Raw genomic sequence first — 26,012 nt, forward strand, 5'->3', positions numbered from 1 at the left:
ATATTATGCGTCGCGCCCTGCTCTTCGCTTGCGCTCTGCTCGCCCTGCCCTTCGCGCAGGCTGCAGACCTTCAACCGTTCTCCGCCAGCTACACCGCCGACTGGAAGCAGCTGCCCATGAGCGGCACCGCCGAGCGCAGTCTGGTCAAGGAAGCCAACGGCGTCTGGAAGCTCAGCTTCAAGGCCTCGATGATGATCGCCAGCCTGACGGAAGAAAGCACCCTGACCCTGGACAAGGACACCCTGCTGCCACAGTCCTATCACTTTGAACGTGGCGGTCTGGGCAAAGCGAAAAAGGCTGATCTGGATTTCGACTGGAACAGCAAAATGGTCACCGGCACCGACCGTGGCGACGCGGTGAAGATCCCGCTGAACCGCGGCATGGTCGACAAGTCCACCTACCAACTGGCGCTGCAACACGATGTGGCCGCCGGCAAGAAGACCATGAGCTATCAAGTGGTCGATGACGGCGAAGTCGATACCTATGACTTCCGCGTACTGGGCTCGGAAAAAGTCGAGACCAAGGCTGGCAAGATCGATGCGATCAAGGTCGAACGCGTGCGCGACCCGACACAAAGCAAGCGCATCACCGTCCTCTGGTTCGCCAAGGATTGGGATTACCTGCTGGTTCGCCTGCAACAGGTTGAAACCGACGGCAAGGAGTACAACATCATGCTCCAGGACGGCACGGTCAACGGCAAAACCGTTAAAGGCAACTGATCCGCCGCAAGAACAAAGAGCCCCGCGAAATGCGGGGCTTTTTTTGCCTGCTGAACTGGATACTCGTGCCTGACTCGCCCCTTACCCCAGCCCTCTCCCGAGGGAGAGGGAGCCGACCGAGATGTCTGGCGTTATGCATCGACCTGAAAAGTCGAGTCGATTATGGATTCCCCAAAGCAAGATCAGGTCGGTGTAACTCGCCAATCTCCCACGGTCAGTCCCCTTTCCCAATGGGAGAAGGAGCCGACCGAGATGTCTGGCGCCATACATCGACCTAAAAATCGAGTCGATTATGGATTCCCCAAAGCAAGATCAGGTCGGTGTAACTCGCCAATCTCCCACGGTCAGTCCCCTTTCCCAATGGGAGAAGGAGCCGACCGAGATGTCTGGCGCCATACATCGACCTAAAAATCGAGTCGATTATGGATTCACCAAAGCAAGATCAAGTCGGTGCAACTCGCCAATCTCCCACGGTCAGTCCCCTCTCCCTCCGGGAGAGGGCTAGGGTGAGGGGCTTTTGAAGGCAAAACTCAAACCGAGAATTTGGCCACCATGCTGTTCAAATCCACCGCCAACCGCGACAACTCCTGACTCGCCGCACTGGTCTGATTGGCCCCCGCCGAGGTCTGCATCGCCAGATCACGAATGTTCATCAGATTGCGATCCACCTCGCGCGCCACTGCCGCCTGCTCCTCCGAAGCACTGGCGATGACCAGATTACGCTCGTTGATCAGCGTGAACGCCGAAGCGATCTCTTCAAGCGCAGTCCCGGCCGCCTTGGCCAGCTCCAGCGTCGAACGCGCGCGCACATTGCTTTGCTGCATCGAACTGACCGCCGAATCGGTGCCCTGCTGAATGCCGCCAATCATCTGCTCGATTTCCTGAGTCGACTGCTGCGTGCGGTGCGCCAATGCGCGCACCTCATCCGCCACTACCGCAAACCCGCGCCCGGCATCGCCAGCACGCGCGGCTTCAATCGCAGCATTAAGCGCCAGCAAATTGGTCTGCTCGGCAATCGAACGAATCACCTCCAGCACTTTGCTGATGCTGTAGACCTTTTGCGCCAGATCTTCCACCTGACTCGCATTGGCCGTCACATCATCGGCAAGCGATTCAATGGACAACACCGTTTGATGCACCTGTTCACGGCCATGCTGGGCAATACGATCGGATTCCCGCGACGCTTCTGAGGTTGCCACCGCATTACTGGCCACCTCCTCCACCGCCGCCGTCATCTGATTGACCGCCGTGGCTGCTTGTTCGATTTCCAGGCTCTGCTGGTGCAAACCGCGCGTAGCGTCTTCCGTGACGCAACTCAGCTCTTCCGATGCCGAGGCCAATTGACTGGAGGACTCGGAGATTTGCCGGATCGTGTCGCGCAGGTTGTGCTGCATACTCTTGAGCGCCTGTAACAGGCGCGCCGGTTCGTCCTTGCCACTGATGCTGATATCACCCGTCAGATCGCCACGGGCGACCACTTCGGCGACACCCAACGACTGCGCCAGCGGCAGCACGATGCTGCGGGTCAACAGCAGGGCCAGGCCGATGGTAATCAGCGCGGTCACGCCGATCATCACCCCGACCCACACCCGCGAATTGATAAACACCAGTCGCGCCGCTTCAGTGGCGAGATTGGCGTTGTGTTTATTCAGCTCGACCAGTTCGCGCAGCAGCACCGCGATTTCGTCGGCCAGCGGACTCATCTGGCCGTTGAGGATGGTCGCAGCCTCTTCCACGCGATTTTGCGCAGACAACTGCATGACCTGCGCCTGTAACTCCAGATACTGGTGCTCGGCAACTTTGAAGCGATCAAACGGTTTGCGCTCTTCAGGCAGTACGATCAGCACGTCGTAACGCTGCTGAGCCTCACTCAGCACCCCGCGCAGCTCATTGAGTTTGGCGACATTCTGCTCCAGCGCCTGCGGATCACGATTGAGCAACAGGCGCATGGTCAGCGCGCGCAGGCGCAACATGTCCTGACTCATCTCGCCGACGGCCATCACGCTGGGCAGCCAATTGTTATCAACCTCGTCGGACTGCGCGCGCATGTTCGACATTTGCAGCAAAGCGAACGCCCCGAGGGCAAACACCATCAGTGCCAGCAGGCCAAAACCGAGGCTGGCACGCGGGGCAATATTGAGACTACGGATACTCATTGCTCTGGTTCCTTCCAAAAGCGCTGCATCAACCCTGCAGCTGGTTGCTTTAGAAGGTATCGGCCCGGCGGAAAAATGCGTAAGACGAAAAGGCGATATCAAAAGGCCTTTATCCTTCGAACCGTCGGCATTAACGATTCAGCGTGCTTTTGCCGGACTTGAGCACCGTTCGCGGCAAGATCGCCAGGAAGTTATCTTTTGCGACCTTCTGCGCAATGGTCTCCGGCAGCGCATCAAGGAACGGCTTAAAGCTGTGCATTTCCTGACCGAGCTTATTGAAACGTCCTACCACGTCGGAACCCAAGATGAAGCGTTCCGGGTATTTTTCCACCAGCGCCAGCCACTCAGGACGCGGCGTGCCCTGCTCATCCAGCAGATACGGCGTGAGCATGCTCCACGACAAATCAATAAACAGATTGGGGTAAGCCTCCAGCATGCGCGTCAAGGTTGGCAGCAAGAACGGCAACTGCGTCTGATGCCGATGGATTTCTGCGCTGGTGCCCGCGTGCGCCCAGATAAACCGTGTGTGCGGGTGATTGCGCAGCGGCTCCTCGATTTCCTTCAAGTACAGCGGATTCTTCTCACGCTTGGAGGTGATATTGGAATGCAGCATCACCGGCAAATCGTTCTCGGCGGCCAAATGATAGATCTTGGTCATCGCTTCGTTGTTGGCGCGTGGCGTGTCGCCAGAGGTCAGCGCTGTCAGGTCGTCATGGCGGGTGAACACCTCACCGATGCCCTGCCACAGCCCCGGATACAGATCGAGCATGCGCTGGATAAGGGCGGCGGAGTTCTTGTCGTTGGGATTGAAGCCCGAGAGGAACGGATGAAAGTACGGGCGCTGCTCGGCGCTCAGCTTTTGCACGGCATCAGCGACGATCACATCGGTTGCGCTATACCAATAGGCATCGGCGTCATCCCCGGCGTAATAACGCGGACGCTTGGGCTCGTCTTCGTGCCATTTCTTCGCAACGGGAATCCCGGAAATCATCACATGCTCGACGGAACTCTCCTTCATCGCCGTCAGCAATTTCGCCATGCCTGCGCTTTCCTGGAAAAAATCCACGTAATGCAGGTGCGCATCGCTGTAGGTGTATTCGCGGGCGCTGACGTTGCCGGCGAGCAGCAGAAGGCAGGCAAGACTCAAACGATACAGGGACACAAGTAATCTCCGGCAAGTAGGCATAGCCTAGACCCCGCCCTGACGACAAGGGTTCATCCCGCAGGAAAGTGGAACGCGCACCGGTGGGAATGCTCTATAACTGCAAGGTCTTTTTTGATCGAACGACTTTTCCTACTGCCTGTGAGGTTCCCATGACCGTTACCGTCAATACCGTCTCCGCTGAAGGTTTTCGTCACACCGTACAGATTGATGACCACGAACTGTTTGCCGACGTACCGCAAGCCGCCGGTGGCGAAGGCTCGGCACCGGAGCCGCACGACTACTTCGATGCCGCCCTCGGCGCCTGCAAGGCACTGACCCTGAAAATGTACGCGAAGAAGAAAGACATCCCGCTGACCGGCGTCGGTGTCGACGTCAAACGCGACAACAGCGAAGAGCAGAAAGGCAAATACGTCCTGCACGTCACCCTCACCCTCAAAGGCGTACTCACTGACGCCCAGCGCGAAGAACTGCTGCGGGTCGCCGATCGCTGCCCGATCCACAAGCTGATGACCACCAGCGAAGTGACGATCGAAACCCACGCCCCACAAGGCTTCGATAGCCAGTAACCCTCCTGATGCCAGCGGCGGGTTATGCTTCTGGCATCACCCGCTCAGCCTGGAATGCACCATGGACATGCAACCTCTGATCATCCGCCCGCGCGCCGAAGACGTCGAAGGCCAGCCGATTCTGCGCCCGTTGCCGTCAGCCAAATGCCGCAGCGTCGGGCCTTTCGTGTTTTTTGATCACATGCTTGAGACGGTTTATCCGACGGGCAAAGGCATGAATATCCGACAGCACCCGCACATCGGTCTGTCGACGCTCACGTACTTGTTTGAAGGACAGATCCAGCACAAGGACAGTCTTGGCTCGGATCAGGTTGTTGTCGCTGGCGATGTCAGCTGGATGACCGCTGGCAGCGCGATTGCGCACGTTGAGCGCACGCCGGAGCCGTTGTGGGACAAGAGCTTCACGATGCACGGTTTGCAGATCTGGCTGGCCTCGCCCAAGGATCACGAGCAGGGTCCGGGGCATTACAGCCATCACCCGGCGGAGACGTTGCCGATCAGCGATAACCTTGGCGTGCAGATTCGGATGATTGCCGGGTCAGGCTTTTGCCTGGAATCGCCAGTACCGGTGCTTTCTCCTACGTTGTATGCCGAAGTGAAGATGCAAACGGCGACCACCCTGCTGATTCCGACCGAGCACGAAGAGCGGGCAGTGTATGTCTTGAGTGGGGATGCGCAATTGAATGGCCAAGCGATTGAGCCACATGCGCTGGTGGTGTTGCCGGCCGGGGAAGAGATGAGCCTGTTTGCCGACAGCGATGTGCACGCGGTGGTGTTTGGCGGCGCACCACTGGATGGACCTCGGCGGATCAACTGGAATTTTGTCGCGAGCGATCCGGCGGCGATTGATGAGGCACGGCGTAAATGGGCGGCCGGGGATTGGCCGACGGTGCCGGGGGAAGTTGAGCGGATTGAATTGCCGGCGGGCCGGTAAAGCAAAAGATCGCAGCCTGCGGCAGCTCCTACATTGATCGCGTGTAGGAACTGCCGCAGGCTGCGATCTTTTGATCTTGAAAAATCAGCCCTTGAACACTTCATCCAGCAAATCATGCATCGACTTGAACGCGCGCTTGGCGGTCTTCGCGTCGTACATCATCTTGCCCGGCACATTCGCATGCGGATCGGTAAACGAGTGCACCGCGCCGCCATAGCTGAACAACTGCCAATCCACTTTCGCCGCATTCATCTCGTCTTGAAACGCCGGCAACTGCTCTTTCGGCACCAACGGATCGGAAGCGCCGTGCATTACCAACACCGAGCCCTTGATGTTCTGCGCATCCGCGGGATTCGGCGAATCCAGCGTGCCATGGAACGACACCGCCGCCTTCACCGGCGCACCGGTGCGAGCGAGGTCCAGCGCACAGCAACCGCCGAAGCAGAAACCGAACACCGCCAGTTTCGATGTATCAACCGCCGCTTCGCCTTGCTTCTGCAGTTGCTCGAACGCCGCCTGCATACGCGTACGCAACAGAGCACGATCATTCTTCAACGGCATCATCGCCGCGCCCGCCTGATCAGCGTTTTGCGGACGCACCGCCTGACCGTAGACATCCGCAATCAACACCACGTAGCCCTTGGCCGCGACCGATTTGGCGATTTCTTCTGCAGCGGCGCTGACGCCCATCCAGTTCGGCGCCATCAACAAACCCGGACGCGCGCCTTTGTGCTCGGCCTCGAACGCCAGACGCCCTTCAAAAGGCTGGCCGTCGATCTGGTAGACCACGGAACGTACAGTGACTTCGCTCATTTCTGACTCCTGATTTGCTAAACACCAGAATGAAAAAACCCGCCGAAGCGGGTTTTTCTACGACTTGGTTAAACCGACAGTTCAACCAACAGCTTGTTCAGGCGGCGCACATAAGCGGCCGGATCTTTCAAGCTGTCGCCGGCAGCCAGGGCTGCCTGATCGAAGAGGATGTGCGACAGATCGCCGAACCGCTCTTCGCTCTGCTCGCCATCGAGTTTCTCGATCAGCGGGTGGCTTGGGTTGAATTCGAAGATTGGCTTCGAATCCGGCACTTTTTGCCCGCTGGCTTCGAGGATCTGGCGCATTTGCAGACCCAGATCCTGCTCGCCGATGGCCAGAATGGCCGGCGAGTCGGTCAGTCGATGCGATACGCGGACTTCAGCCACGGAATCGCCCAGCGCGGTTTTCAGACGCTCAACCAGACCTTCTTTGGACTTGGCGACTTCTTCTGCGGCTTTCTTGTCCTCTTCCGAGTCCAGATTGCCCAGATCAAGATCACCACGTGCCACGTCAACGAAAGTCTTGCCGTCGAACTCGCTGAGGTAGCTCATCAGCCACTCGTCGATGCGGTCGGTCAGCAGCAGCACTTCGATGCCTTTCTTGCGGAAGACTTCCAGGTGCGGGCTATTTTTGACCTGCGCGTAGGTTTCGCCGGTGAGGTAGTAGATCTTGTCCTGACCTTCCTTGGCGCGGGCCAGGTAGTCAGCCAGACCAACGATCTGCTCGCCGTCGTCGCCATTGGTCGATGCGAAACGCAGCAGACCGGCAATTTTCTCTTTGTTGGCGAAGTCTTCAGCCGGGCCTTCTTTCATGACCTGACCGAAGTTTTTCCAGAAACCTTTGTATTGCTCAGGCTCGTTTTTCGCCAGTTTTTCCAGCATGTCGAGCACGCGCTTGGTCAGCGCGGTCTTCATCGAATCGATGATCGGGTCTTTCTGCAGGATTTCCCGCGACACGTTCAGCGACAGGTCGTTGGAATCGACCACGCCTTTGATGAAGCGCAGGTACAGCGGCAGGAACGACTCGGCCTGATCCATGACGAACACGCGTTGCACGTACAGCTTCAGGCCTTTCGGCGCTTCACGCTGGTACAGGTCGAACGGCGCGCGGGCCGGCACGTACAGCAACGAGCTGTATTCAAGCTTGCCTTCGACTTTGTTGTGGCTCCAGGCCAGCGGGTTTTCAAAGTCGTGAGCGATGTGCTTGTAGAACTCCTGGTATTCCTCGTCCTTCACTTCAGTGCGCGGACGGGTCCACAGGGCGCTGGCGCGGTTGACGGTTTCCCATTCAACGGCAGGAGCCTCTTCGCCTTCAGCGGCGGTTGCCTCTTTCGGCAGCTCGATCGGCAAAGCGATGTGGTCGGAGTACTTCTTGATGATGTTACGCAGACGCCAGCCATCGGCGAATTCGTCTTCCGCAGCTTTCAGGTGCAGGACAATACGGGTGCCGCGCTCTGGCTTGTCGATGTTCGCAACTTCGAACTCGCCCTCGCCTTTCGACGACCAGTGCACGCCTTCGCTGGCCGGAGTGCCGGCGCGACGGGAGTAAACGTCAACCTGGTCGGCAACGATGAACGCCGAGTAGAAACCGACGCCGAACTGGCCGATCAGGTGCGAATCTTTCTTCTGATCGCCCGAGAGATTCTTCATGAAATCGGCAGTGCCCGATTTGGCGATGGTCCCCAGGTGGGTGATCACATCGTCACGGTTCATGCCGATACCGTTGTCTTCGAGGGTGACGGACTTGGCGTCCTTGTCGAAGCTCACACGGATTTTCAGATCTGCACCACCTTCGAGCAACTCTGGCTTGGCCAGGGCTTCGAAGCGCAGCTTGTCGACAGCGTCAGAGGCGTTCGAGATCAATTCGCGAAGGAAAATTTCCTTGTTGGAATACAGCGAATGGATCATGAGGTGCAGCAGCTGCTTTACCTCGGTCTGGAAGCCCAGGGTTTCCTTTTGAGTTTCCACACTCATGGTCATCAAACTCCAATCAGATGGCAGTGGCCGCGACCCGAAATGGTCGGCGGCGGGTTGTCTTGTGAGTTTGGGGCGCTGTTCAGGATTTCAAGGGCTCATCGATTTTGAAATGTGCACGGGCGGTGGCAATAGGCTCGCTTTCGGTGCTTTGCCAGGCCGTGATGGCGACGTTGGCGACGCGGCGCCCCTGACGGCAGACCTGACACTTGGCCCAGGTATCGCGAAACTGCCCGGCGCGCAGATAATCGAGGGAGAAGTCGATAATCTTTGGCACGCCGGGCGCACCGGTAAAAATCAACAGATGCAGGGCGGCGGCCAGCTCCATGAACCCGGCAATCACCCCGCCGTGGATCGCCGGCAATAAAGGGTTACCAATGTTGTCCTTGTTCGCCGGCAGTTTGAATAGCAGGTCATCACCGACGCGTGAGCATTCGATGCCGATCAGTCCGGCGTACGGAATCAGTTTCAGCAATGGCGCGTAATCACCCTCTGCATGGGCCTGCTGCAATTGTTGCTTGAGGTCTTCGCTCACCGATTTTCTCCCTTGATCGCGCCGCCGAAACCTTTGGTGCCTTTAAGGCCCTTGCCCATGCGCATGAAGGTGCCGACGACATGGGCGATGGGATGCTCGGGATCATCCTGGTAAGCAAAGCCACGGGCGAAGATCACATCGGTGGTCACGCGATAACACTGGGCGAAGCCATACACATCCTTGTTCGGCTCGGCGGCATGCATGTAGTCGATGCGCAAGTCGAGGGTCGGGCACACCTCGAATTCCGGCAGTACACATAAGGTCGACATCCCGCAGGCCGTGTCCATCAATGAAGTAATGGCACCGCCATGGATTACCCCGTTTTCAGGATTACCGACGATTTTCGCGCTGTACGGAAGAATCACCGTGAGCCCTTCGCTGGAAGCGCTGTGCAACTGCAAACCGAGTACCTGACAGTGACGCAACGCTGATAAAAATCGCGTCGCACGCTCAAAAACGCTGTTTTCGGCCATTTGATAATTACTCTCGTTAGAGCCTGGTGCCAGTAGTCAGCGATACAGCAAAAGTTCCGTGTAAAAACAAACTTATATATCTGAAAGAAATGAGGAACTTAACCTGTAGCGCTGGGTTCTTAAGGCCAGTAGTTATTTTCCATAAGGAGAAACACCCCATGCGTAAGACTTTAGCTATTGCCTTGATGTTGACCGCTTCCCTCGGTCTCGCTGCCTGCGATAAAAAATCCGAGGACAAAGCTCAAGATGCCAACCAACATGCTGAACAAGCTCAGCAAGACATGAACAAAGCTCAGGATAAAGTGAACGACGCCGCGAAAGAAAACGCCGAAGCTGCCAAAGCTCAGGCTGAATCGAACGCTGCTGCTCAAGAAGAAGCTGCCAAGAAGCAATAATTCGCTTTTTGCTGCAGAAAAAAGAAAACCCGCCAAGTGCGGGTTTTCTTTTGCCTGTGATTTAGCGCCAAGCTCACCTTAGAGCAAGACAGTTCTAAAAGTCGGACTAATCATCAGTAACAGCGAGCACAGTAAGCCAACTACCCAAACCAGGCTGCGCAGCTTGGGCTGGTCAGCCAGATAGAGCCACAAGTAGAGGATCCGCGCGATAACAAAAACGATTGCCAATGTATCGATCAGCCATCCTGCCGTTTGCGTGGTATGCGCCATCAACACGCCGACCGCAAACAACATGAACGCTTCAATCGTATTCTGATGCGCCGCCAGCGCCCGAGCACCGTAGCCGGTCAATTGCGCTTGTTGCTGACGCGGCAAGTGGTTGTTGTAACCGCCCTGCTCTTTCATCGCCTTGCCCACCGGCAGACGCGCGATATAAATCAACAGCGCAGTGATAAACACACACCAGAACGGAATACTCATCAAGCGACCTCTTTGTTTGTCTCGGGAATGGGGGCTTCTGTAGGGGTATAGACCATGACATCGAGAACGTCGGAATGAAACTCGCGACGGTACAAGACCAATACCACACCGCCGCTCATCAGCATGAACAGCCACGGGCTGACGAACCACGCCAGCATGGTCATGCCGAAGTAGTAAGAGCGCAGCCCGAAGTTGAACTGGTTGGCCGCCATTGAAATCACCCGCGCCGCCCGCGCAGCGAACGCCTTGCGCTCCTGTTCGGAGACATGTCGCTCACCGATCATTGGCGCCGAGCCGACCAAAACCGCCGCAAAATTGTACTGACGCATGCACCAGCTAAAGGTGAAGAAGGCATAGACGAACACCATCGCCAGACACAGCAACTTGATTTCCGACATGCCCTGCGACGCCTGTTGCACCATCGGAATGTCTGCCAGCAACGAAACCGCCCGCTCCGATGCGCCCAGCACAGTGAGAATGCCGGCGAGGATGATCAAAGTGCTGGAGGCGAAGAACGAGGCGTTGCGCTCAAGATTACCGATCACGCTGGCGTCGGCGATGCGGTTGTCACGCAGCAACATGCGGCGCATCCAGTCTTCGCGGTACAGGTGCAGCACGCTGGCCAGACACGCTGTATCGCGGCCCTTCCAGGAGGCATAACGGGTGTAACCGCCCCAGCAGATGACAAACCAGACGGCGGCAAGCAGATGGATCAGATTGGCCTGGATGAACGACATGCAATTCCCTGTGGATATAGATGCTGTACCTGTAGGAGTGAGCCTGCTCGCGATAGCGGTGTGTCAATCACCATTGAAGTTGCCTGACACACCGCTATCGCGAGCAGGCTCACTCCTACATAAAAGCGATGCACCCCTTCGACGTTAGCTCAGGGAAAAAGACACTGCCTGACGCGCATAAAAAATGCCCCGTATCGATTGATACGGGGCATTTCTGTTTAAGCGTTGAAGACCCGCTTTTGGCGGGTCAGACAACGTCAGGCAACTGCTTCGCTGCGCTTGCCCAGCAGGCGATCGCAAACCACTGCGACCACCAGGGTCATCACGCACGGCACCAGCCACGCGAGGCCCTGCTCGCTGAGCGGCAGGTGCGACAACTGCGATGGCATCCAGTCGGCCAGACCGGCGCCTTTCAACGCGTCGATGGTGCCGAACACAAACGACACCAGCATCACCGGACCGAGGATACGGCCGTGCTCATGCCAGAAGTCTTTGCAGAAGCTCAGCGCCACCAACACGATGCACGGCGGGTAGATCGCGGTCAGCACCGGAATCGAGAAGGCAATCAGCTTGGTCAGGCCCAGGTTGGATACCAGCAGCGAGAACGCCGCCAGAATGATCACCAGGGTCTTATAAGACAGTGGCAGCACACGGCTGAAGTATTCGGCACACGCACAAGTCAGACCGACCGCCGTCACCAGACACGCCAGTGAGATCAATACCGCGAGGAAACCGCTGCCCAGCGAACCGAAGGTGTGTTGCACATACGCGTGCAGCACCGCTGCGCCGTTGGTCGCGCCCACGGCCACTTCGTGGCTGCCGGAACCGAGACGGAACAGGCTGATATACACCAGCGCCAGACCGACGCCGGCGATCAGGCCAGCGATGATCGCGTAACGGGTGATCAGCACCGGCGACTCGACGCCACGAGAGCGGATCGCGTTAACGATGACGATGCCGAACACCAGCGCCCCGAGGGTATCCATGGTCAGGTAACCATTGATAAAGCCTTGGGAGAACGGTGCCGCGACGTATTCCGGCGTGCCTTGGCCGATGTCACCTGCCGGCAGGGCAAATGCAGCGATGCCGAGGACTGCCAGCGCGATGATCTTCAATGGCGCGAGGAAGCGGCCAACGGTGTCCAGCAAACGCCCAGGGTAGAGCGAGATGAAAAACACCAGCAGGAAGTACACCGAGCTGTAGAGGAACAGTGCCAGCGGGCTTTCGCCAGTCAACGGCGCCAGCCCTACTTCGAACGATACGGTCGCGGTACGCGGGGTGGCGAATAACGGGCCGACCGCCAGATAGCACGCCGCCGCGAGAATGCCGCCGGCGATCTTGCCGATCGGGCTGCTCAGCGCATCCATCGCCCCACCGACCTTGGCCAGTGCAACGACGGTGATCACCGGCAGACCCACCGCGGTGATCAGGAAGCCCAGCGCGGCCATCCAGACGTGAGGCCCGGCCTGCAAGCCCACGATCGGCGGGAAAATGATGTTGCCAGCCCCAACGAACAGAGCAAACGTCATAAAACCAAGTGCCAGGATGTCCTGACCTTTCAAAACTTTCATTAAGGTAATACCACACTACTGAATCGGAATTTAGAGGGGGATTGCCCTGTGTAATTAGGGAAATGCTGTCGATCCGTATGGGACTGACCCTTAAAGCGCGTTGCATGCCTTGTGGGCGGCAGACGCAAAAATGGCTGCTAGCCTAACGAATTTGCTTTGCAAACGCACTGTTAGAGGGCGAACTATCCGATACGCGACGTTTCCGTGTCGCGTTTTTGCATGTAATTGGGGGCAAGTCTATAAATCAGCGAATGCCAGAAACGACAAAGGCCACCCGAAGGTGGCCTTTGTTTGGTGAAGCGTCAGCTAAGCGCGTGGCTTACTTGACAGCCCAACCGGTCAGCTCGGCCAGGGCCTTGCCGATGTCTGCCAGCGAACGCACGGTTTTAACACCTGCGTCTTGCAGCGCAGCGAATTTCTCGTCTGCAGTGCCTTTGCCGCCAGAGATGATTGCGCCAGCATGGCCCATGCGCTTGCCCGGAGGAGCAGTCACACCCGCGATGTAGGAAACAACCGGCTTGGTCACGTGTGCCTTGATGTAGGCAGCCGCTTCTTCTTCAGCCGAACCGCCGATCTCACCGATCATGACGATCGCTTCGGTCTTCGGGTCTTCCTGGAACAGCTTCAGGATGTCGATGAAGTTCGAACCCGGGATCGGGTCACCACCGATGCCGACGCAAGTCGACTGACCGAAACCGGCGTCAGTAGTCTGCTTCACAGCTTCGTAGGTCAGGGTGCCGGAACGCGAAACGATACCGACCTTGCCTGGCAAGTGAATGTGACCTGGCATGATGCCGATCTTGCATTCGCCTGGGGTGATCACGCCTGGGCAGTTAGGGCCGATCAGGACTACGCCCAGCTCGTCGCACGTAACTTTGGCGTCCAGCATGTCCAGGGTAGGAATGCCTTCGGTGATGCAGACGATCAGCTTGATGCCGCCGAATGCTGCTTCCAGGATCGAGTCTTTGCAGAAAGGAGCCGGAACGTAGATAACAGAGGCGGTAGCGCCAGTGGCTGCAACTGCGTCTTTAACGGTGTTGAACACTGGCAGACCCAGGTGCTCGGTGCCGCCTTTACCAGGAGTTACGCCGCCAACCATCTTGGTGCCGTATTCGATGGCTTGCTGGGTGTGGAAACTACCTTGCGAACCGGTAATACCCTGGCAGATAACTTTGGTGTCTTTATTGATCAGGACGCTCATTATTTGCCCTCCGCAGCTTTGACAACTTGTTGAGCAGCGTCGGTCAGGCTGGTAGCAGCGATGATGTTCAAACCGCTTTCTGCCAGTACTTTAGCGCCCAGCTCAGCGTTGTTGCCTTCAAGGCGAACAACAACCGGGATTTTCACGCCGACTTCTTTCACAGCGCCGATGATGCCTTCGGCAATCATGTCGCAGCGAACGATGCCGCCGAAGATGTTGACCAGTACTGCAGCGACGTTGGTGTCGGACAGGATGATCTTGAACGCTTCAGTTACGCGTTCTTTGGTAGCGCCACCACCTACGTCGAGGAAGTTGGCTGGCTTGCCGCCATGCAGGTTGACGATGTCCATGGTCCCCATGGCCAGGCCAGCACCGTTGACCATGCAGCCGATGTTGCCTTCCAGTGCTACGTAGTTCAGTTCGAACTTGGCAGCGTGCGCTTCGCGCGGATCGTCCTGCGACGGATCGTGGAAAGCCTTCAGCTTAGGCTGACGGTACATGGCGTTGGCGTCGATGTTGATCTTGGCGTCCAGGCAGTGCAGATCGCCGTCAGCCTTGATCACCAGCGGGTTCACTTCCAGCAGAGCCAGGTCGTGATCCTTGAACAGTTTGGCCAGACCTACGAAGATCTTGGCGAACTGATTGACCTGCTTGCCTTCCAGACCCAGCTGGAATGCCAGCTCGCGACCTTGGCATGGCAGAGCGCCAACCAGTGGATCGATAGTGGCCTTGAGAATTTTTTCTGGAGTGTCGTGAGCGATTTTTTCGATGTCCACGCCACCTTCGGTGGAGGCCATGAACACGATGCGACGGCTCGAACGGTCAACGACAGCGCCCAGGTACAGCTCTTTAGCGATATCAGTGCACGATTCAACCAGGATCTTGGTGACTGGCTGGCCATTGGCGTCAGTCTGGTAAGTCACCAGACGCTTGCCCAGCCACTGCTGTGCGAAGGCTTTGGCGTCTTCTTTGCTGCGAACCAGCTTGACGCCGCCCGCTTTACCGCGACCACCGGCGTGGACCTGGGCTTTGACAACCCACTCGCTGCCGCCGATTTTGTCGCAAGCTTCTGCTGCTGCTTCCGGGGTGTCTACTGCGTAACCAGTGGAAACTGGCAGGCCGTATTCAGCGAACAGCTGCTTACCCTGATACTCGTGAAGATTCATGCTTTTTACCGTCTTCGTTAGGTACTGCGCATTCGGCGCTGCGCTCATTTGAGTGCCGCGCCACCTGTGACTGCTGCTTGCGTAGCTGAGCTACGCAAGACTGCGTCCAGCGGACATTCCGCGGTGAGACTTGCTCGCAAGGCTCACGACGGGCCGTTACCGCCGTGGTTTCTTATTGTCTGTTAACGCTTTTTGCGGTTGGCAATGTGGATGGCGCCGCCATTCACAGCCAGAGCAGCTTCGTGCAAGGCTTCAGACAGGGTCGGATGGGAGAAAACCATCATGCCCAGGTCTTCAGCGCTGGTGCCGAATTCCATACCGATCGCGCCCTGCTGAACCAGTTCTGCAGCGCTCGGACCAATCACGTGCACGCCCAATACGCGGTCAGTCTTGGCATCAGCGATGACCTTGACGAAACCACCGGTATCGTTGGCGGCCATGGCACGGCCGGAAGCGGCGAACGGGAAGGTGCCGACGTTAACTTCAACGCCTTCAGCTTTCAAGGCCTGCTCGGTTTTGCCAACCCACGCGATTTCCGGGTGAGTATAAATAACCGAAGGGATCAGGTCATAGTTCATCTGGGCTTTGTGGCCCTTGATGCGCTCGACAACCATGATGCCTTCTTCCGAAGCCTTGTGAGCCAGCATCATGCCGCGAACCACGTCACCAATGGCGAAAACGCCCGGTACGGTGGTCGCACAATGATCGTCAACGTGCACGAAACCGCGCTCGTCGAGGGTCACGCCGCTGTCGGCAGCCAGCAGATCAGTGGTCACCGGACGGCGACCAACGGCTACGATCAGCTTGTCGAACGTGATGGTCTGTTCGCCGTTGGCATCGGTGTAGCTCACAACGACTTCGTCGCCGTTCACTTTCGAGCCGGTTACGCGAGCGCCCAGTTTGATGTCCAGACCTTGTTTGGTCAGGGTTTTCAGCGCTTCCTTGGAAACAGCGGTGTCCGCTGCCATCAGGAAAGTGTCCAGAGCTTCCAGAACAACAACTTCGGAGCCCAGACGCGACCACACCGAACCCAGTTCCAGACCGATCACGCCAGCGCCGATCACGCCCAGACGCTTAGGTACGGTTTGGAATTCCAGTGCGCCAGTCGAATCGACGATGACTTTCTGATCAACTGGAGCCGGCGGAATGTCGATCGGACGCGAACCTGGCGCCAGGATCACGTTTTCAGCTTCGATGACTTCAACCGAGCCGTCTGGCTTGGTGACTTCGACTTTCTTGCCAGCCAGCAGTTTGCCGTGACCTTGGATCGAAGTTACGCCGTTGGCCTTGAACAGGGTGGCAACGCCGCCGGTCAGGTTCTTGACGATGCCAGCCTTGCGGCCAACCATCGCAGCGACGTCCATTTTGACTTCGCCGGTCGAGATACCGTGAACGTTGAAGCTTTCTTTCGCTTCCTTGTATTTCCAGGAGCTGTCGAGCAGCGCCTTGGAAGGAATGCAGCCCACGTTCAGGCAGGTACCGCCCAGGGCTTGCTTGCCTTCTGCGTCGGTGTACTTCTCGATGCAGGCAGTGGTCAGACCCAGCTGCGCCGCCTTGATGGCAGCCACGTAGCCACCAGGGCCAGCACCGATCACTACTACGTCAAATTTCTGCGACATTCAAAAATCCTCTTTTTTGCAGCAAGCGTGAAGCCGCAAGCCTCAAGCCAAACTGCGGTTACTCGCAGCTTGCAGCTTGAGACTTGCAGCTGCTTCTATCAAATATCCAGCAACAGACGAGCCGGATCTTCCAGCAGGTTCTTGATGGTCACCAGGAAAGTCACAGCTTCTTTGCCATCGATCAGACGGTGATCGTAGGACAGTGCCAGGTACATCATCGGACGGATAACGACCTGACCGTTGATGGCCATAGGACGCTGGATGATGTTGTGCATGCCCAGAATCGCTGCCTGCGGCGGGTTGACGATCGGGGTCGACATCATCGAACCGAAGGTACCACCGTTGGTGATGGTGAAGGTACCACCGGTCATCTCGTCCATCGACAATTTGCCGTCACGGGCTTTCTTGCCGAAAGTGGCGATGCCGCCTTCGATTTCAGCCAGGCTCATCAGCTCGGCGTTACGCAGAACCGGAACCACCAGGCCACGATCGCTGGAAACGGCAACGCCGATGTCCGCGTAGCCGTGGTAAACGATGTCAGCGCCGTCGATCGATGCGTTAACAGCCGGGAAGCGTTTCAGCGCTTCGGTAGCCGCTTTCACGAAGAACGACATGAAGCCCAGGCGTACGCCGTTGTGGGACTTCTCAAACAGGTCTTTGTACTTCGAACGCAGGGCCATGACTTCGGTCATGTCGACTTCGTTGAACGTGGTCAGCATCGCCATGTTCGACTGAGCTTCAACCAGACGCTTGGCCACAGTGGCACGAACGCGGGTCATCGGTACGCGCTTCTCGATGCGGTCGCCAGCGGCGAACACAGGCGCGGCGGCCGAAGGAGCAGCAGCCTTGGCAGGCGCGGCAGCCGGAGCGGCTTTCTTGGCAGCAACAGCTGCAACCACGTCTTCCTTGGTCACACGACCGCCTTTGCCGGTGCCGGCAACGGAAGCGATGTTGATGCCGTTTTCTTCAGCCAGCTTGCGCGCGGCTGGAGCAGCAACAGGATCGTCTTCGCCTTCGGCAGCAGCCGGTGCAGCGGCAGCGGCTGGAGCAGCAGCGGCGGCTGGAGCAGCGGCAGCAGCGCCGCCCGCTTCGATGGAGCCCAGCACTTCGTCGGACAGAACGGTGTCGCCTTCGTTCTTGACGATTGCGCCCAGCACGCCGTCGGCGGTAGCCAGAACTTCCAGTACGACTTTGTCAGTTTCGATGTCGACGATCAGGTCGTCACGCTTGACGGCGTCGCCCGGTTTTTTGTGCCAGGTGGCAACGGTGCCATCGGCAACCGATTCCGGGAAAGTGGGGGCTTTGATCTCGATAGCCATTATCTGTAGTTCCTTAAATTCGGTTTCAGGTGCGCGAAGGCATTAAATGGTAAACGCGGCTTGCAGGAGTTTTTCCTGCTGCTCGGCGTGCATCGATGCGTAACCACAAGCTGGGGCAGCAGAAGCCTCACGGCCCGCGTACTCAAGTACGAGAGACTTGTCGAGGTTACCGATGCTGCGACGCAAGTGGTGCTGGCTGCAGTACCAGGCGCCCTGGTTCATCGGCTCTTCCTGACACCAAACGGCATTTTTGACGTTGGTGTACGGAGCCAGGACTTCTTTCAAGTCGTCCTCAGGGAATGGGTACAGCTGCTCGATACGCACGATGGCGATATCTTCACGGCCTTCGGCACGGCGTTTTTCCAGCAGGTCGTAGTAGACCTTGCCGCTACACAGAACAACGCGCTCGACCTTTTTCGGGTCCAGTGCATCGATTTCCGGGATCACGGTCTGGAACGAACCTTCGGCCAGATCTTCCAGGGTCGAGATGGCCAGCTTGTGGCGCAGAAGGGACTTCGGCGTCAGCACGATCAGCGGTTTGCGCAGCGGACGAATCACCTGACGACGCAGCAAGTGGTAGATCTGTGCTGGCGTGGTCGGTACCGCTACCTGAATGTTGTGCTCGGCGCACAGTTGCAGGTAACGCTCAAGACGTGCCGAGCTGTGCTCAGGGCCCTGACCTTCGTAACCGTGTGGCAGCAGCATGGTCAGACCGCAGAGACGGCCCCACTTGTGCTCGCCGCTGGTGATGAACTGGTCGATAACAACCTGTGCACCGTTGGCGAAGTCGCCGAACTGGGCTTCCCAGATCACCAGCGCATCCGGCGTGGTGGTCGAGTAACCGTATTCGAACGCCAGTACCGCTTCTTCCGACAGGAACGAGTCGTACAGGTCAAAACGTGGCTGACCGTCGTACAGGTGCTGCAGAGGAATGTAGGTGCCCGCGTCTTTCTGGTTGTGCAACACGGCGTGACGGTGCGAGAACGTACCGCGGCCGATGTCCTGACCGGTCATGCGGATCGGGTGACCTTCGAACGCCAGGGTCGCGTACGCCATGGTTTCGGCGTAACCCCAGTTGATCGGCAGGCCGCCGGCTTGCATCTTCTGACGGTCTTCGTAGATCTTCGCGACCTGACGCTGAACCACGAAGCCTTCCGGAATTTCCAGCAGCTTGGCGGACAGTTCTTGCAGGGTCTTCAGATCAAAGCGAGTGTCGTGACGCGCAGTCCAGGCGTGGCCCAGATACGGACGCCAGTCCACGAACAGCTCTTTGTTCGGCTCTTTGACCAGCGACTTCACCACGTGCAGACCGTTGTCCAGCGCGTTGCGGTATTCGTCGACTTTCGCCTGAACACGCTCTGCGTCCAGCACACCGCCCTGGGTCAGACGATCAGCGTACAGCTCACGGGTGGTGCGCTGTTTGGTGATCTGCTGGTACATCAGAGGCTGGGTGCCGCTAGGCTCGTCGGCCTCGTTGTGGCCGCGACGACGGTAGCAGACCAGGTCGATCACCACGTCACGCTTGAACTGCATGCGGTAGTCGATGGCCAGCTGGGTCACGAACAACACGGCTTCCGGATCATCACCATTCACATGGAGGATCGGCGCCTGGATCATCTTCGCAACGTCGGTGGCGTACTCGGTGGAACGCGAGTCCAGCGGGTTGCTGATGGTGAAACCGACCTGGTTGTTGATCACGATGTGCACGGTACCGCCGGTCTTGAAACCGCGGGTCTGCGACATCTGGAAGGTTTCCATGACCACGCCCTGACCTGCGAATGCAGCGTCACCGTGGATGGAGATCGGCAGAACCTTCTCACCGGTCGGGTCGTTACGACGATCCTGACGGGCGCGAACCGAACCTTCTACCACCGGGGAAACGATTTCCAGGTGGGACGGGTTGAACGCCATGGCCAGGTGAACTTCACCGCCGGCGGTCATCACGTTGGACGAGAAGCCCTGGTGATATTTAACGTCACCGGAACCCAGCTCGACCTTCTTCTTGCCTTCAAACTCGTCGAACAGCTCGCGCGGGTTCTTGCCGAAGGTGTTGACCAGCACGTTCAGACGGCCACGGTGGGCCATGCCGATGACGACTTCCTTGGTGCCGTAGGAACCGGAACGCTGGATCAGTTCGTCGAGCATCGGAATCAGGCTTTCGCCGCCTTCCAGACCGAAACGCTTGGTGCCCGGGTATTTGGTGCCCAGGTATTTTTCCAGGCCTTCACCGGCGGTCACGCGCTCAAGCAGGTGGCTCTTGATGTCGGCGGAGTACGTCGGACGACCACGCACGCTTTCCAGACGCTGCTGGAACCACTGGCGCTGCTCGGAATCGGTGATGTGCGTAAATTCAGCGCCGATGGTGCGGCAATATGTCTGCTGCAACGCTTCGTGAATTTCGCGTAGGCTCGCTTCCTCTTTGCCGATGAACAGGTCGCCGGCACGGAAGGTCGTATCAAGATCGGCATTGGTCAAGCCGTAATGATTGATCGACAGGTCTGCAGGTGCAGGACGCTGCCACAGCCCCAGCGGGTCAAGCTGGGCTGCCTGGTGGCCACGCATACGGTAGGCCTGGATCAATCGCAGCACTTCAACTTGCTTCTTTTCGTGCTCACTGCTCACGCTGCCGGCGGAAACCGGTTGAGCGCGGCGCTGGTTCTTTGCCAGCAGCACGAAATGATCGCGAATTGTCGAGTGCGAAACATCAGTGGCAGAGTTGCCGTCGGCAGGCAACTTCTGAAAGTAGGTGCGCCACTCTTCTGGCACAGCGTTAGGGTCGTGCAGGTAGAGCTCATAAAGCTCTTCCACATAGGCAGCGTTTCCACCTGAAAGGTAGGCGCTGTTCCACATGCGCTGCATCACGCTTTCTTGCATGCTTGGTCACCCTCGGTTAGGGGAACACCATCGATGTCGACACCGAGCAAACTTGCAGAAGTCCGAATGCAGCGACTAAAACAAGCCACTTAGGATCACACTGATAGTCCGGGTACCAGCCCGGATGCCCCTGCTTGTCTCATTTCTTCAAAATAAGAGCGGCAGCTTGTGGCTACTGCTCTGGTTATAGCCATGACGCGGGTTGAAGCCCGCGCCACAGCCTCTACGGTGCAGCGGTTACAGCAGCTGAATCACACGCCGCTCGAAAGCAGCATGTTACGGATGTGACCGATGGCCTTAGTCGGGTTCAGGCCTTTCGGACATACGTTGACGCAGTTCATGATGCCCCGGCAGCGGAAGACGCTGAACGGGTCATCGAGCGAAGCCAGACGCTCGTTGGTCTTGGTGTCACGGCTGTCTGCAAGGAAGCGATAAGCTTGCAGCAGTGCAGCTGGACCCAGGAACTTGTCCGGGTTCCACCAGAAGGACGGGCAAGAGGTCGAGCAGCAAGCGCACAGGATGCACTCGTACAGACCGTCGAGCTTTTCGCGCTCTTCTGGCGACTGCAGACGCTCGATGGCCGGAGCCGGCGTGTCGTTCTGCAGGTAAGGCTTCACCTTTTCGTATTGCTTGTAGAAGATGCTCATATCGACGACCAGGTCACGGATAACCGGCAAACCTGGCAGCGGACGAACAACCAACTTGTTACCTTTTACAACCGCAGACAGCGGCGTGATGCACGCCAGACCGTTCTTGCCGTTGATGTTCATGCCGTCGGAACCGCAAACGCCTTCACGGCAAGAGCGACGATAGGAGAAACCTTCGTCCTGCTCTTTGATCAGGGCCAGTACGTCCAGCACCATCAGATCTTTACCACCGGTATCGATCTGGAATTCCTGCATGAACGGCGCGGCGTCCTGATCAGGGTTGTAACGATAAACGCTGACTTGCAACATGGCGGCCACCCTTAATAAGTCCGAATCTTAGGTTCAAAAGTCGGAACAGTCTTCGGCGAGAAGTTCACGGCACGCTTGGTGACGCGCTTGTCACCCGGGAAGTACAGGGTGTGGCAGAGCCAGTTTTCGTCGTCACGGTCTTCGAAGTCTTCACGGGCGTGAGCACCGCGCGACTCTTTGCGGACTTCAGCGGCGATGGCGGTAGCTTCAGCCACTTCCAGCAGGTTTTGCAGTTCCAGCGCTTCGATACGGGCAGTGTTGAACGCCTGCGACTTATCGTTGATTTTCACGTTGGCGATGCGGGTACGCAGGTCAGCAAGCTGAGCGATACCTTTCTGCATGTATTCGCCAGTACGGAATACACCGAAGTAGTTCTGCATGCAGTTCTGCAGCTCGCGACGCAGGGTTGCCACATCTTCACCGTCGGTACGGCTGTTCAGCGCGTTCAGACGCGACAGGGCAGCTTCGATATCGGCTTCGGTAGCGTCGTCGTATTCGATGCCGTCGGTCAGCGCCTTTTCCAGGTGCAGGCCGGCAGCGCGGCCGAATACCACCAGGTCGAGCAGCGAGTTGCCGCCCAGACGGTTGGCACCGTGAACCGATACGCAAGCCACTTCGCCCACAGCGAACAGACCAGGGATGATCTTGTCGACGCCTTCAGCGTCCTGGGTGATCGCCTGGCCATGAATGTTGGTGGCAACGCCGCCCATCATATAGTGGCAAGTCGGAACAACCGGAACCGGCGCAACAACCGGGTCAACGTGTGCGAAAGTCTTCGACAGTTCGCAGATGCCTGGCAGACGGCTGTGCAGCACTTCCTCGCCCAGGTGGTCGAGCTTGAGCAGTACGTGGTCACCATTCGGACCGCAACCGTTGCCAGCGATGATTTCTTTAACCATCGAGCGAGCAACCACGTCACGACCGGCAAGGTCTTTGGCGTTCGGAGCATAACGCTCCATGAAACGCTCGCCGTGCTTGTTGATCAGGTAACCACCTTCACCACGGCAACCTTCTGTAACCAGCACACCGGCGCCGGCAATGCCGGTCGGGTGGAACTGCCACATTTCGATGTCTTGTACCGGCACGCCAGCACGCAGAGCCATGCCGACGCCGTCACCGGTGTTGATCAGGGCGTTGGTGGTGGAAGCGTAGATACGACCTGCACCGCCGGTAGCCAATACGGTGGCCTTGGCGCGGATGTAGGTGGTTTCGCCGGTTTCGATGCAGATCGCGATCACACCGACGAAGTCGCCTTCCTGGTTTTTCACCAGATCGACAGCGTAGTACTCGTTCAGGAACGTGGTACCGGCTTTCAGGTTGCCCTGATAAAGGGTGTGCAGCAGTGCGTGACCGGTACGGTCGGAAGCGGCGCACGTACGGGCAGCCTGCCCGCCTTTGCCGTAGTCCTTGGACTGGCCACCGAACGGACGCTGATAGATACGGCCCTGTTCGGTACGCGAGAACGGCATGCCCATGTGGTCCAGCTCATAAACAGCAGCCGGGCCTTCCTGACACATGTATTCGATAGCGTCCTGGTCACCGATGTAGTCGGAACCCTTGACGGTATCGTACATGTGCCAGCGCCAGTCATCGTTCGGGTCAGCAGACGCGATTGCGCAAGTGATACCGCCTTGGGCGGATACAGTGTGCGAACGGGTCGGGAAAACCTTGGTGATCACGGCAGTCTTGTGACCGCCCTGTGCCAGTTGCAGCGCAGCGCGCATGCCGGCACCGCCACCACCAATAATGATGGCGTCGAAAGAAATCGTTGGAATGTTAGCCATGACTCAGATACCCCAGAGAATCTGCACACCCCAGACGAAGTAAGCGAACATCGCAACGCCGCATACTGCCTGGAAAAGGAAACGTATAGCCGTCGCGGACTTGCCGAACGCCATTGGCGTCAGGTAGTCAGTCGCGATGGTCCACATGCCGACCCAGGCGTGAGCGCCGAGAGCAACAAGGGCCAGGAGGCTGAAAATACGCATTCCGTTGTGGGCGAACAGTTCATGCCACTGGGCATACTCGAGGCCAGGGTGGGCCACGACGTATCCGATCAGAAAGATGAAGTAAGCCGCGAGAACGACCGCAGACACACGTTGCGCCATCCAGTCATAGAGGCCCGAACGCGACAGGTTCGTGACGTTAGTTACCATATCCAAACTCCTGCCAGAACGATTACCACCACGGAAACGGCGATAACGATTTTCGAGCCCAGCTTGCCGCCTTCCAGCGTCTCACCGATGCCCATGTCCATGATCAAATGGCGCACACCGGCTACCAGGTGATACAGCAGAGCGGACAGGATGCCCCAAATCACTAGCTTGGCTAGCGGACTGGTCAGACACGCTTTCACCTGACCGAAGCCTTCCTCGGAGCTCAGCGACTTGTCCAATGCATAAAGCATGATGGCAAGGCACACGAAGAGGATGACACCGGAGATACGGTGAAGAATGGACGTGTAAGCAGTGACTGGGAGTTTGATGGTCCTTAGGTCTAGGTTTACAGGTCGTTGGCTTTTCACGGCTTTTTTTTCACACTGAAGAGCCCCTAACAATCAGGGCAAAGTTGTTGGGGAGTGCACTGGTCAGGTAACCACCACCCAGGGATGCGACCCCCAATGAAAGCAAGCCCAAAAGCCCTTGGCGGTCGGTGGCCGAGTATAGACAGTTAGGCTACTAATGACAACGCAATCACCTACCCCCAATAGCTGATTGCACAAGTTGCATAAAAGGCGTAAATGGCAGGCAATTTCGAGGAAAAAGTGCGCTTAAAGCCTTCTGGAGCAAGACTTTAGGCAAATTGACATTCGAATTTATCTCACTATAGTGGTGCGGGCCCTGCGTGGGGGGTCTGTCTGATGGTTCAAGCATAAATAGGAGGCCACATGGCTGACAAAAAAGCGCAGTTGATCATCGAGGGCGCAGCCCCCGTCGAGCTGCCCATTTTAACCGGCACCGTTGGTCCCGATGTAATCGATGTTCGGGGCCTGACGGCCACGGGCCGCTTCACGTTCGACCCGGGTTTCATGTCGACCGCCTCGTGCGAGTCGAAGATCACCTATATCGACGGCGACAACGGCATTCTGTTGCACCGCGGCTACCCGATCGAACAGCTGGCTGAAAAGTCGGACTACCTGGAAACCTGCTACCTGCTGCTCAACGGCGAACTGCCGACCGCAGAACAGAAGGCCCAGTTCGTCAGCACCGTAAAAAACCACACCATGGTTCACGAGCAGCTGAAAACCTTCTTCAACGGTTTCCGTCGCGACGCCCACCCGATGGCCGTCATGTGCGGTGTAGTCGGCGCCCTCTCGGCCTTCTACCACGACTCCCTCGACATCAATAACCCGCAGCATCGCGAAATCTCCGCGATCCGTCTGGTTGCCAAGATGCCGACCCTGGCAGCGATGGTTTACAAGTACTCCATGGGCCAACCCATGATGTACCCGCGCAACGACCTGACGTACGCGGAAAACTTCCTGCACATGATGTTCAACACCCCGTGCGAGATCAAACCGATCAGCCCGGTGCTCGCCAAGGCCATGGACCGGATCTTCATCCTTCATGCCGACCACGAGCAGAACGCGTCGACTTCCACTGTGCGTCTGGCAGGTTCTTCGGGTGCCAACCCGTTCGCCTGTATCGCCGCCGGTATCGCCGCACTGTGGGGCCCTGCCCACGGCGGTGCGAACGAAGCCGTGCTGACCATGCTGGATGAGATTGGCGATGTTTCGAACATCGACAAGTTCATCGCCAAGGCCAAGGACAAGAACGATTCGTTCAAGCTGATGGGCTTCGGTCACCGCGTTTACAAGAACCGCGACCCTCGCGCGACTGTCATGAAGCAGACCTGTGACGAAGTGCTGAAGGAACTAGGCATCAACAACGATCCGCAACTCGAACTGGCCATGCGCCTGGAAGAGATCGCGCTGACCGATCCATACTTCATCGAACGCTCGCTGTACCCGAACGTCGACTTCTACTCGGGGATTATCCTCAAGGCGATCGGCATTCCGACCAGCATGTTCACGGTGATTTTCGCGCTGGCACGTACTGTTGGCTGGATTTCGCACTGGAAAGAGATGCTCTCCAGCCCGTACAAGATTGGCCGTCCGCGCCAGTTGTACACTGGCTACGAGTCGCGTGATATTTCCAAGCTGGAAGATCGCAAATAAGACCTGTCTTGCGATAACGTCTTAAGTTGTACCGGGAACGGCCTCTATTTATATAGGGGCCGTTTTTGTTTGTCTGGGGTTTGGGGTTTGGGGGCATATCCGTTGCTGCGGGTGTTGCCGCTGGCGGTTTCGCTCTTACAGCGACTCACTTTTCCAGACGCCGAAAAGTAAGCAAAAGGCTTT

Annotated in this window: 23 protein-coding genes and 1 pseudogene; 5 read left to right on the forward strand and 19 right to left on the reverse strand. The window is 57.6% G+C overall.

Features of this window, described 5'->3' with window-relative positions; all coding sequences use genetic code 11:
• The first annotated feature begins 5 nt into the window (after positions 1–5).
• Positions 6–719: a DUF3108 domain-containing protein gene (locus tag ACWR1S_RS21705; protein WP_454564923.1), complete on the forward strand. Its 714-nt coding sequence runs from the start codon at positions 6–8 to the stop codon at positions 717–719.
• A gap of 530 nt (positions 720–1,249) precedes the next feature.
• Here ACWR1S_RS21705 and ACWR1S_RS21710 read toward each other — a convergent pair.
• The 3 genes and pseudogenes from ACWR1S_RS21710 to ACWR1S_RS21720 all read right to left on the reverse strand — a co-directional run bounded on the left by ACWR1S_RS21710 (position 1,250) and on the right by ACWR1S_RS21720 (position 4,061).
• The gene (locus ACWR1S_RS21710; protein WP_454564935.1) at positions 1,250–2,293 is read right to left on the reverse strand and encodes a methyl-accepting chemotaxis protein; all 1,044 of its coding nucleotides are present in this window, start codon (positions 2,291–2,293) and stop codon (positions 1,250–1,252) included.
• A gap of 54 nt (positions 2,294–2,347) precedes the next feature.
• Positions 2,348–2,875, reverse strand: a pseudogene (locus tag ACWR1S_RS21715) (MCP four helix bundle domain-containing protein); the annotation flags it as partial.
• Positions 2,876–3,005: 130 nt separating this feature from the next.
• Entirely contained in the window at positions 3,006–4,061 is a 1,056-nt protein-coding gene (locus ACWR1S_RS21720) for an amidohydrolase family protein (RefSeq protein WP_454564924.1), read from the reverse strand.
• A 128-nt stretch (positions 4,062–4,189) separates the two neighbouring features.
• Between ACWR1S_RS21720 and ACWR1S_RS21725 the strand changes: the two genes are divergently transcribed.
• Positions 4,190–4,606 (forward strand): OsmC family protein, encoded by a 417-nt coding sequence (locus ACWR1S_RS21725; protein WP_454564925.1) that lies wholly within the window; start codon positions 4,190–4,192, stop codon positions 4,604–4,606.
• Positions 4,607–4,667: 61 nt separating this feature from the next.
• Positions 4,668–5,540, forward strand: a complete 873-nt coding sequence (locus ACWR1S_RS21730; RefSeq protein ID WP_454564926.1) for a pirin family protein — start codon at positions 4,668–4,670, stop codon at positions 5,538–5,540.
• An 84-nt stretch (positions 5,541–5,624) separates the two neighbouring features.
• Here the strand turns inward: ACWR1S_RS21730 and ACWR1S_RS21735 are convergent, their stop codons facing one another.
• From ACWR1S_RS21735 to ACWR1S_RS21750, 4 genes are all read right to left on the reverse strand, one after another.
• Positions 5,625–6,353 carry a dienelactone hydrolase family protein gene (locus ACWR1S_RS21735; RefSeq protein WP_454564927.1) on the reverse strand — a complete coding sequence of 243 codons (729 nt, stop codon included), beginning with the start codon at positions 6,351–6,353 and terminating at the stop codon, positions 5,625–5,627.
• Positions 6,354–6,421: 68 nt separating this feature from the next.
• Complete coding sequence (gene htpG / locus ACWR1S_RS21740; protein WP_454564928.1) at positions 6,422–8,326, reverse strand: molecular chaperone HtpG; 1,905 nt, start codon at positions 8,324–8,326, stop codon at positions 6,422–6,424.
• Between the two features lie 82 nt (positions 8,327–8,408).
• Complete coding sequence (locus ACWR1S_RS21745) at positions 8,409–8,861, reverse strand: PaaI family thioesterase (protein WP_454564929.1); 453 nt, start codon at positions 8,859–8,861, stop codon at positions 8,409–8,411.
• Positions 8,858–9,334 carry a PaaI family thioesterase gene (locus ACWR1S_RS21750; protein WP_454564930.1) on the reverse strand — a complete coding sequence of 159 codons (477 nt, stop codon included), beginning with the start codon at positions 9,332–9,334 and terminating at the stop codon, positions 8,858–8,860. Before ACWR1S_RS21750 ends, ACWR1S_RS21745 begins: the two co-directional genes overlap by 4 nt.
• Positions 9,335–9,492: 158 nt before the next feature.
• On the opposite strand from ACWR1S_RS21750, the gene ACWR1S_RS21755 reads away from it, so the two are divergent.
• Positions 9,493–9,729, forward strand: a complete 237-nt coding sequence (locus tag ACWR1S_RS21755; protein WP_007959016.1) for a hypothetical protein — start codon at positions 9,493–9,495, stop codon at positions 9,727–9,729.
• Positions 9,730–9,807: 78 nt separating this feature from the next.
• On the opposite strand, the gene ACWR1S_RS21760 is transcribed toward ACWR1S_RS21755, so the two are convergent.
• The 12 genes from ACWR1S_RS21760 to sdhC all read right to left on the reverse strand — a co-directional run bounded on the left by ACWR1S_RS21760 (position 9,808) and on the right by sdhC (position 24,176).
• Positions 9,808–10,209: an MAPEG family protein gene (locus ACWR1S_RS21760; protein ID WP_454564931.1), complete on the reverse strand. Its 402-nt coding sequence runs from the start codon at positions 10,207–10,209 to the stop codon at positions 9,808–9,810.
• A complete protein-coding gene (locus ACWR1S_RS21765; protein WP_454564932.1) occupies positions 10,209–10,946 on the reverse strand; it encodes a DUF599 domain-containing protein in 738 nt (245 codons plus the stop codon). The genes ACWR1S_RS21760 and ACWR1S_RS21765 overlap by 1 nt, the downstream gene beginning before the upstream one ends.
• A 257-nt stretch (positions 10,947–11,203) precedes the next feature.
• Positions 11,204–12,517 carry a branched-chain amino acid transport system II carrier protein gene (gene brnQ, locus ACWR1S_RS21770; RefSeq protein WP_454564933.1) on the reverse strand — a complete coding sequence of 438 codons (1,314 nt, stop codon included), beginning with the start codon at positions 12,515–12,517 and terminating at the stop codon, positions 11,204–11,206.
• Positions 12,518–12,836: 319 nt separating this feature from the next.
• Entirely contained in the window at positions 12,837–13,718 is an 882-nt protein-coding gene (gene sucD, locus ACWR1S_RS21775; protein ID WP_038363951.1) for a succinate--CoA ligase subunit alpha, read from the reverse strand.
• Positions 13,718–14,884, reverse strand: a complete 1,167-nt coding sequence (gene sucC / locus ACWR1S_RS21780) for an ADP-forming succinate--CoA ligase subunit beta (protein WP_038363950.1) — start codon at positions 14,882–14,884, stop codon at positions 13,718–13,720. Before sucC ends, sucD begins: the two co-directional genes overlap by 1 nt.
• A 182-nt stretch (positions 14,885–15,066) precedes the next feature.
• Positions 15,067–16,503, reverse strand: coding sequence for a dihydrolipoyl dehydrogenase (lpdA, locus tag ACWR1S_RS21785; protein WP_339453598.1), 1,437 nt, complete (start codon positions 16,501–16,503; stop codon positions 15,067–15,069).
• Positions 16,504–16,601: 98 nt separating this feature from the next.
• Positions 16,602–17,822 carry a 2-oxoglutarate dehydrogenase complex dihydrolipoyllysine-residue succinyltransferase gene (gene odhB, locus ACWR1S_RS21790; protein ID WP_454564934.1) on the reverse strand — a complete coding sequence of 407 codons (1,221 nt, stop codon included), beginning with the start codon at positions 17,820–17,822 and terminating at the stop codon, positions 16,602–16,604.
• A 42-nt stretch (positions 17,823–17,864) separates the two neighbouring features.
• A complete protein-coding gene (locus ACWR1S_RS21795) occupies positions 17,865–20,696 on the reverse strand; it encodes a 2-oxoglutarate dehydrogenase E1 component (protein ID WP_242209282.1) in 2,832 nt (943 codons plus the stop codon).
• Between the two features lie 251 nt (positions 20,697–20,947).
• Positions 20,948–21,652 (reverse strand): succinate dehydrogenase iron-sulfur subunit, encoded by a 705-nt coding sequence (locus ACWR1S_RS21800; protein ID WP_008077942.1) that lies wholly within the window; start codon positions 21,650–21,652, stop codon positions 20,948–20,950.
• A gap of 11 nt (positions 21,653–21,663) precedes the next feature.
• Positions 21,664–23,436, reverse strand: a complete 1,773-nt coding sequence (sdhA, locus tag ACWR1S_RS21805) for a succinate dehydrogenase flavoprotein subunit (RefSeq protein ID WP_008077944.1) — start codon at positions 23,434–23,436, stop codon at positions 21,664–21,666.
• A gap of 3 nt (positions 23,437–23,439) precedes the next feature.
• Positions 23,440–23,808, reverse strand: coding sequence for a succinate dehydrogenase, hydrophobic membrane anchor protein (sdhD, locus tag ACWR1S_RS21810; RefSeq protein WP_003222999.1), 369 nt, complete (start codon positions 23,806–23,808; stop codon positions 23,440–23,442).
• Complete coding sequence (gene sdhC, locus ACWR1S_RS21815) at positions 23,802–24,176, reverse strand: succinate dehydrogenase, cytochrome b556 subunit (protein ID WP_016773673.1); 375 nt, start codon at positions 24,174–24,176, stop codon at positions 23,802–23,804. Before sdhC ends, sdhD begins: the two co-directional genes overlap by 7 nt.
• 363 nt (positions 24,177–24,539) lie before the next feature.
• Here sdhC and gltA point away from each other — a divergent pair, with 363 nt between their 5' ends.
• A complete protein-coding gene (gltA, locus tag ACWR1S_RS21820) occupies positions 24,540–25,829 on the forward strand; it encodes a citrate synthase (RefSeq protein ID WP_141126761.1) in 1,290 nt (429 codons plus the stop codon).
• Positions 25,830–26,012: the final 183 nt, after the last annotated feature.

The organism is Pseudomonas sp. AIG, assembly GCF_977020205.1.

Coding starts and splice junctions, on each gene's coding strand:
- ACWR1S_RS21730 (WP_454564926.1), top strand. CDS start 4,668: ATGGACATGCAACCTCTGATCATCCGCCCGCGCGCCGAAGACGTCGAA.
- odhB (WP_454564934.1), bottom strand. CDS start 17,822: ATGGCTATCGAGATCAAAGCCCCCACTTTCCCGGAATCGGTTGCCGAT.
- ACWR1S_RS21800 (WP_008077942.1), bottom strand. CDS start 21,652: ATGTTGCAAGTCAGCGTTTATCGTTACAACCCTGATCAGGACGCCGCG.
- ACWR1S_RS21755 (WP_007959016.1), top strand. CDS start 9,493: ATGCGTAAGACTTTAGCTATTGCCTTGATGTTGACCGCTTCCCTCGGT.
- sdhA (WP_008077944.1), bottom strand. CDS start 23,436: ATGGCTAACATTCCAACGATTTCTTTCGACGCCATCATTATTGGTGGT.
- sucD (WP_038363951.1), bottom strand. CDS start 13,718: ATGAGCGTCCTGATCAATAAAGACACCAAAGTTATCTGCCAGGGTATT.
- lpdA (WP_339453598.1), bottom strand. CDS start 16,503: ATGTCGCAGAAATTTGACGTAGTAGTGATCGGTGCTGGCCCTGGTGGC.
- brnQ (WP_454564933.1), bottom strand. CDS start 12,517: ATGAAAGTTTTGAAAGGTCAGGACATCCTGGCACTTGGTTTTATGACG.
- gltA (WP_141126761.1), top strand. CDS start 24,540: ATGGCTGACAAAAAAGCGCAGTTGATCATCGAGGGCGCAGCCCCCGTC.
- ACWR1S_RS21710 (WP_454564935.1), bottom strand. CDS start 2,293: ATGATCGGCGTGACCGCGCTGATTACCATCGGCCTGGCCCTGCTGTTG.
- ACWR1S_RS21705 (WP_454564923.1), top strand. CDS start 6: ATGCGTCGCGCCCTGCTCTTCGCTTGCGCTCTGCTCGCCCTGCCCTTC.
- ACWR1S_RS21795 (WP_242209282.1), bottom strand. CDS start 20,696: ATGCAAGAAAGCGTGATGCAGCGCATGTGGAACAGCGCCTACCTTTCA.
- ACWR1S_RS21725 (WP_454564925.1), top strand. CDS start 4,190: ATGACCGTTACCGTCAATACCGTCTCCGCTGAAGGTTTTCGTCACACC.
- ACWR1S_RS21735 (WP_454564927.1), bottom strand. CDS start 6,353: ATGAGCGAAGTCACTGTACGTTCCGTGGTCTACCAGATCGACGGCCAG.
- ACWR1S_RS21760 (WP_454564931.1), bottom strand. CDS start 10,209: ATGAGTATTCCGTTCTGGTGTGTGTTTATCACTGCGCTGTTGATTTAT.
- ACWR1S_RS21750 (WP_454564930.1), bottom strand. CDS start 9,334: ATGGCCGAAAACAGCGTTTTTGAGCGTGCGACGCGATTTTTATCAGCG.
- sdhD (WP_003222999.1), bottom strand. CDS start 23,808: ATGGTAACTAACGTCACGAACCTGTCGCGTTCGGGCCTCTATGACTGG.
- htpG (WP_454564928.1), bottom strand. CDS start 8,326: ATGAGTGTGGAAACTCAAAAGGAAACCCTGGGCTTCCAGACCGAGGTA.
- ACWR1S_RS21720 (WP_454564924.1), bottom strand. CDS start 4,061: ATGCCTACTTGCCGGAGATTACTTGTGTCCCTGTATCGTTTGAGTCTT.
- ACWR1S_RS21765 (WP_454564932.1), bottom strand. CDS start 10,946: ATGTCGTTCATCCAGGCCAATCTGATCCATCTGCTTGCCGCCGTCTGG.
- sucC (WP_038363950.1), bottom strand. CDS start 14,884: ATGAATCTTCACGAGTATCAGGGTAAGCAGCTGTTCGCTGAATACGGC.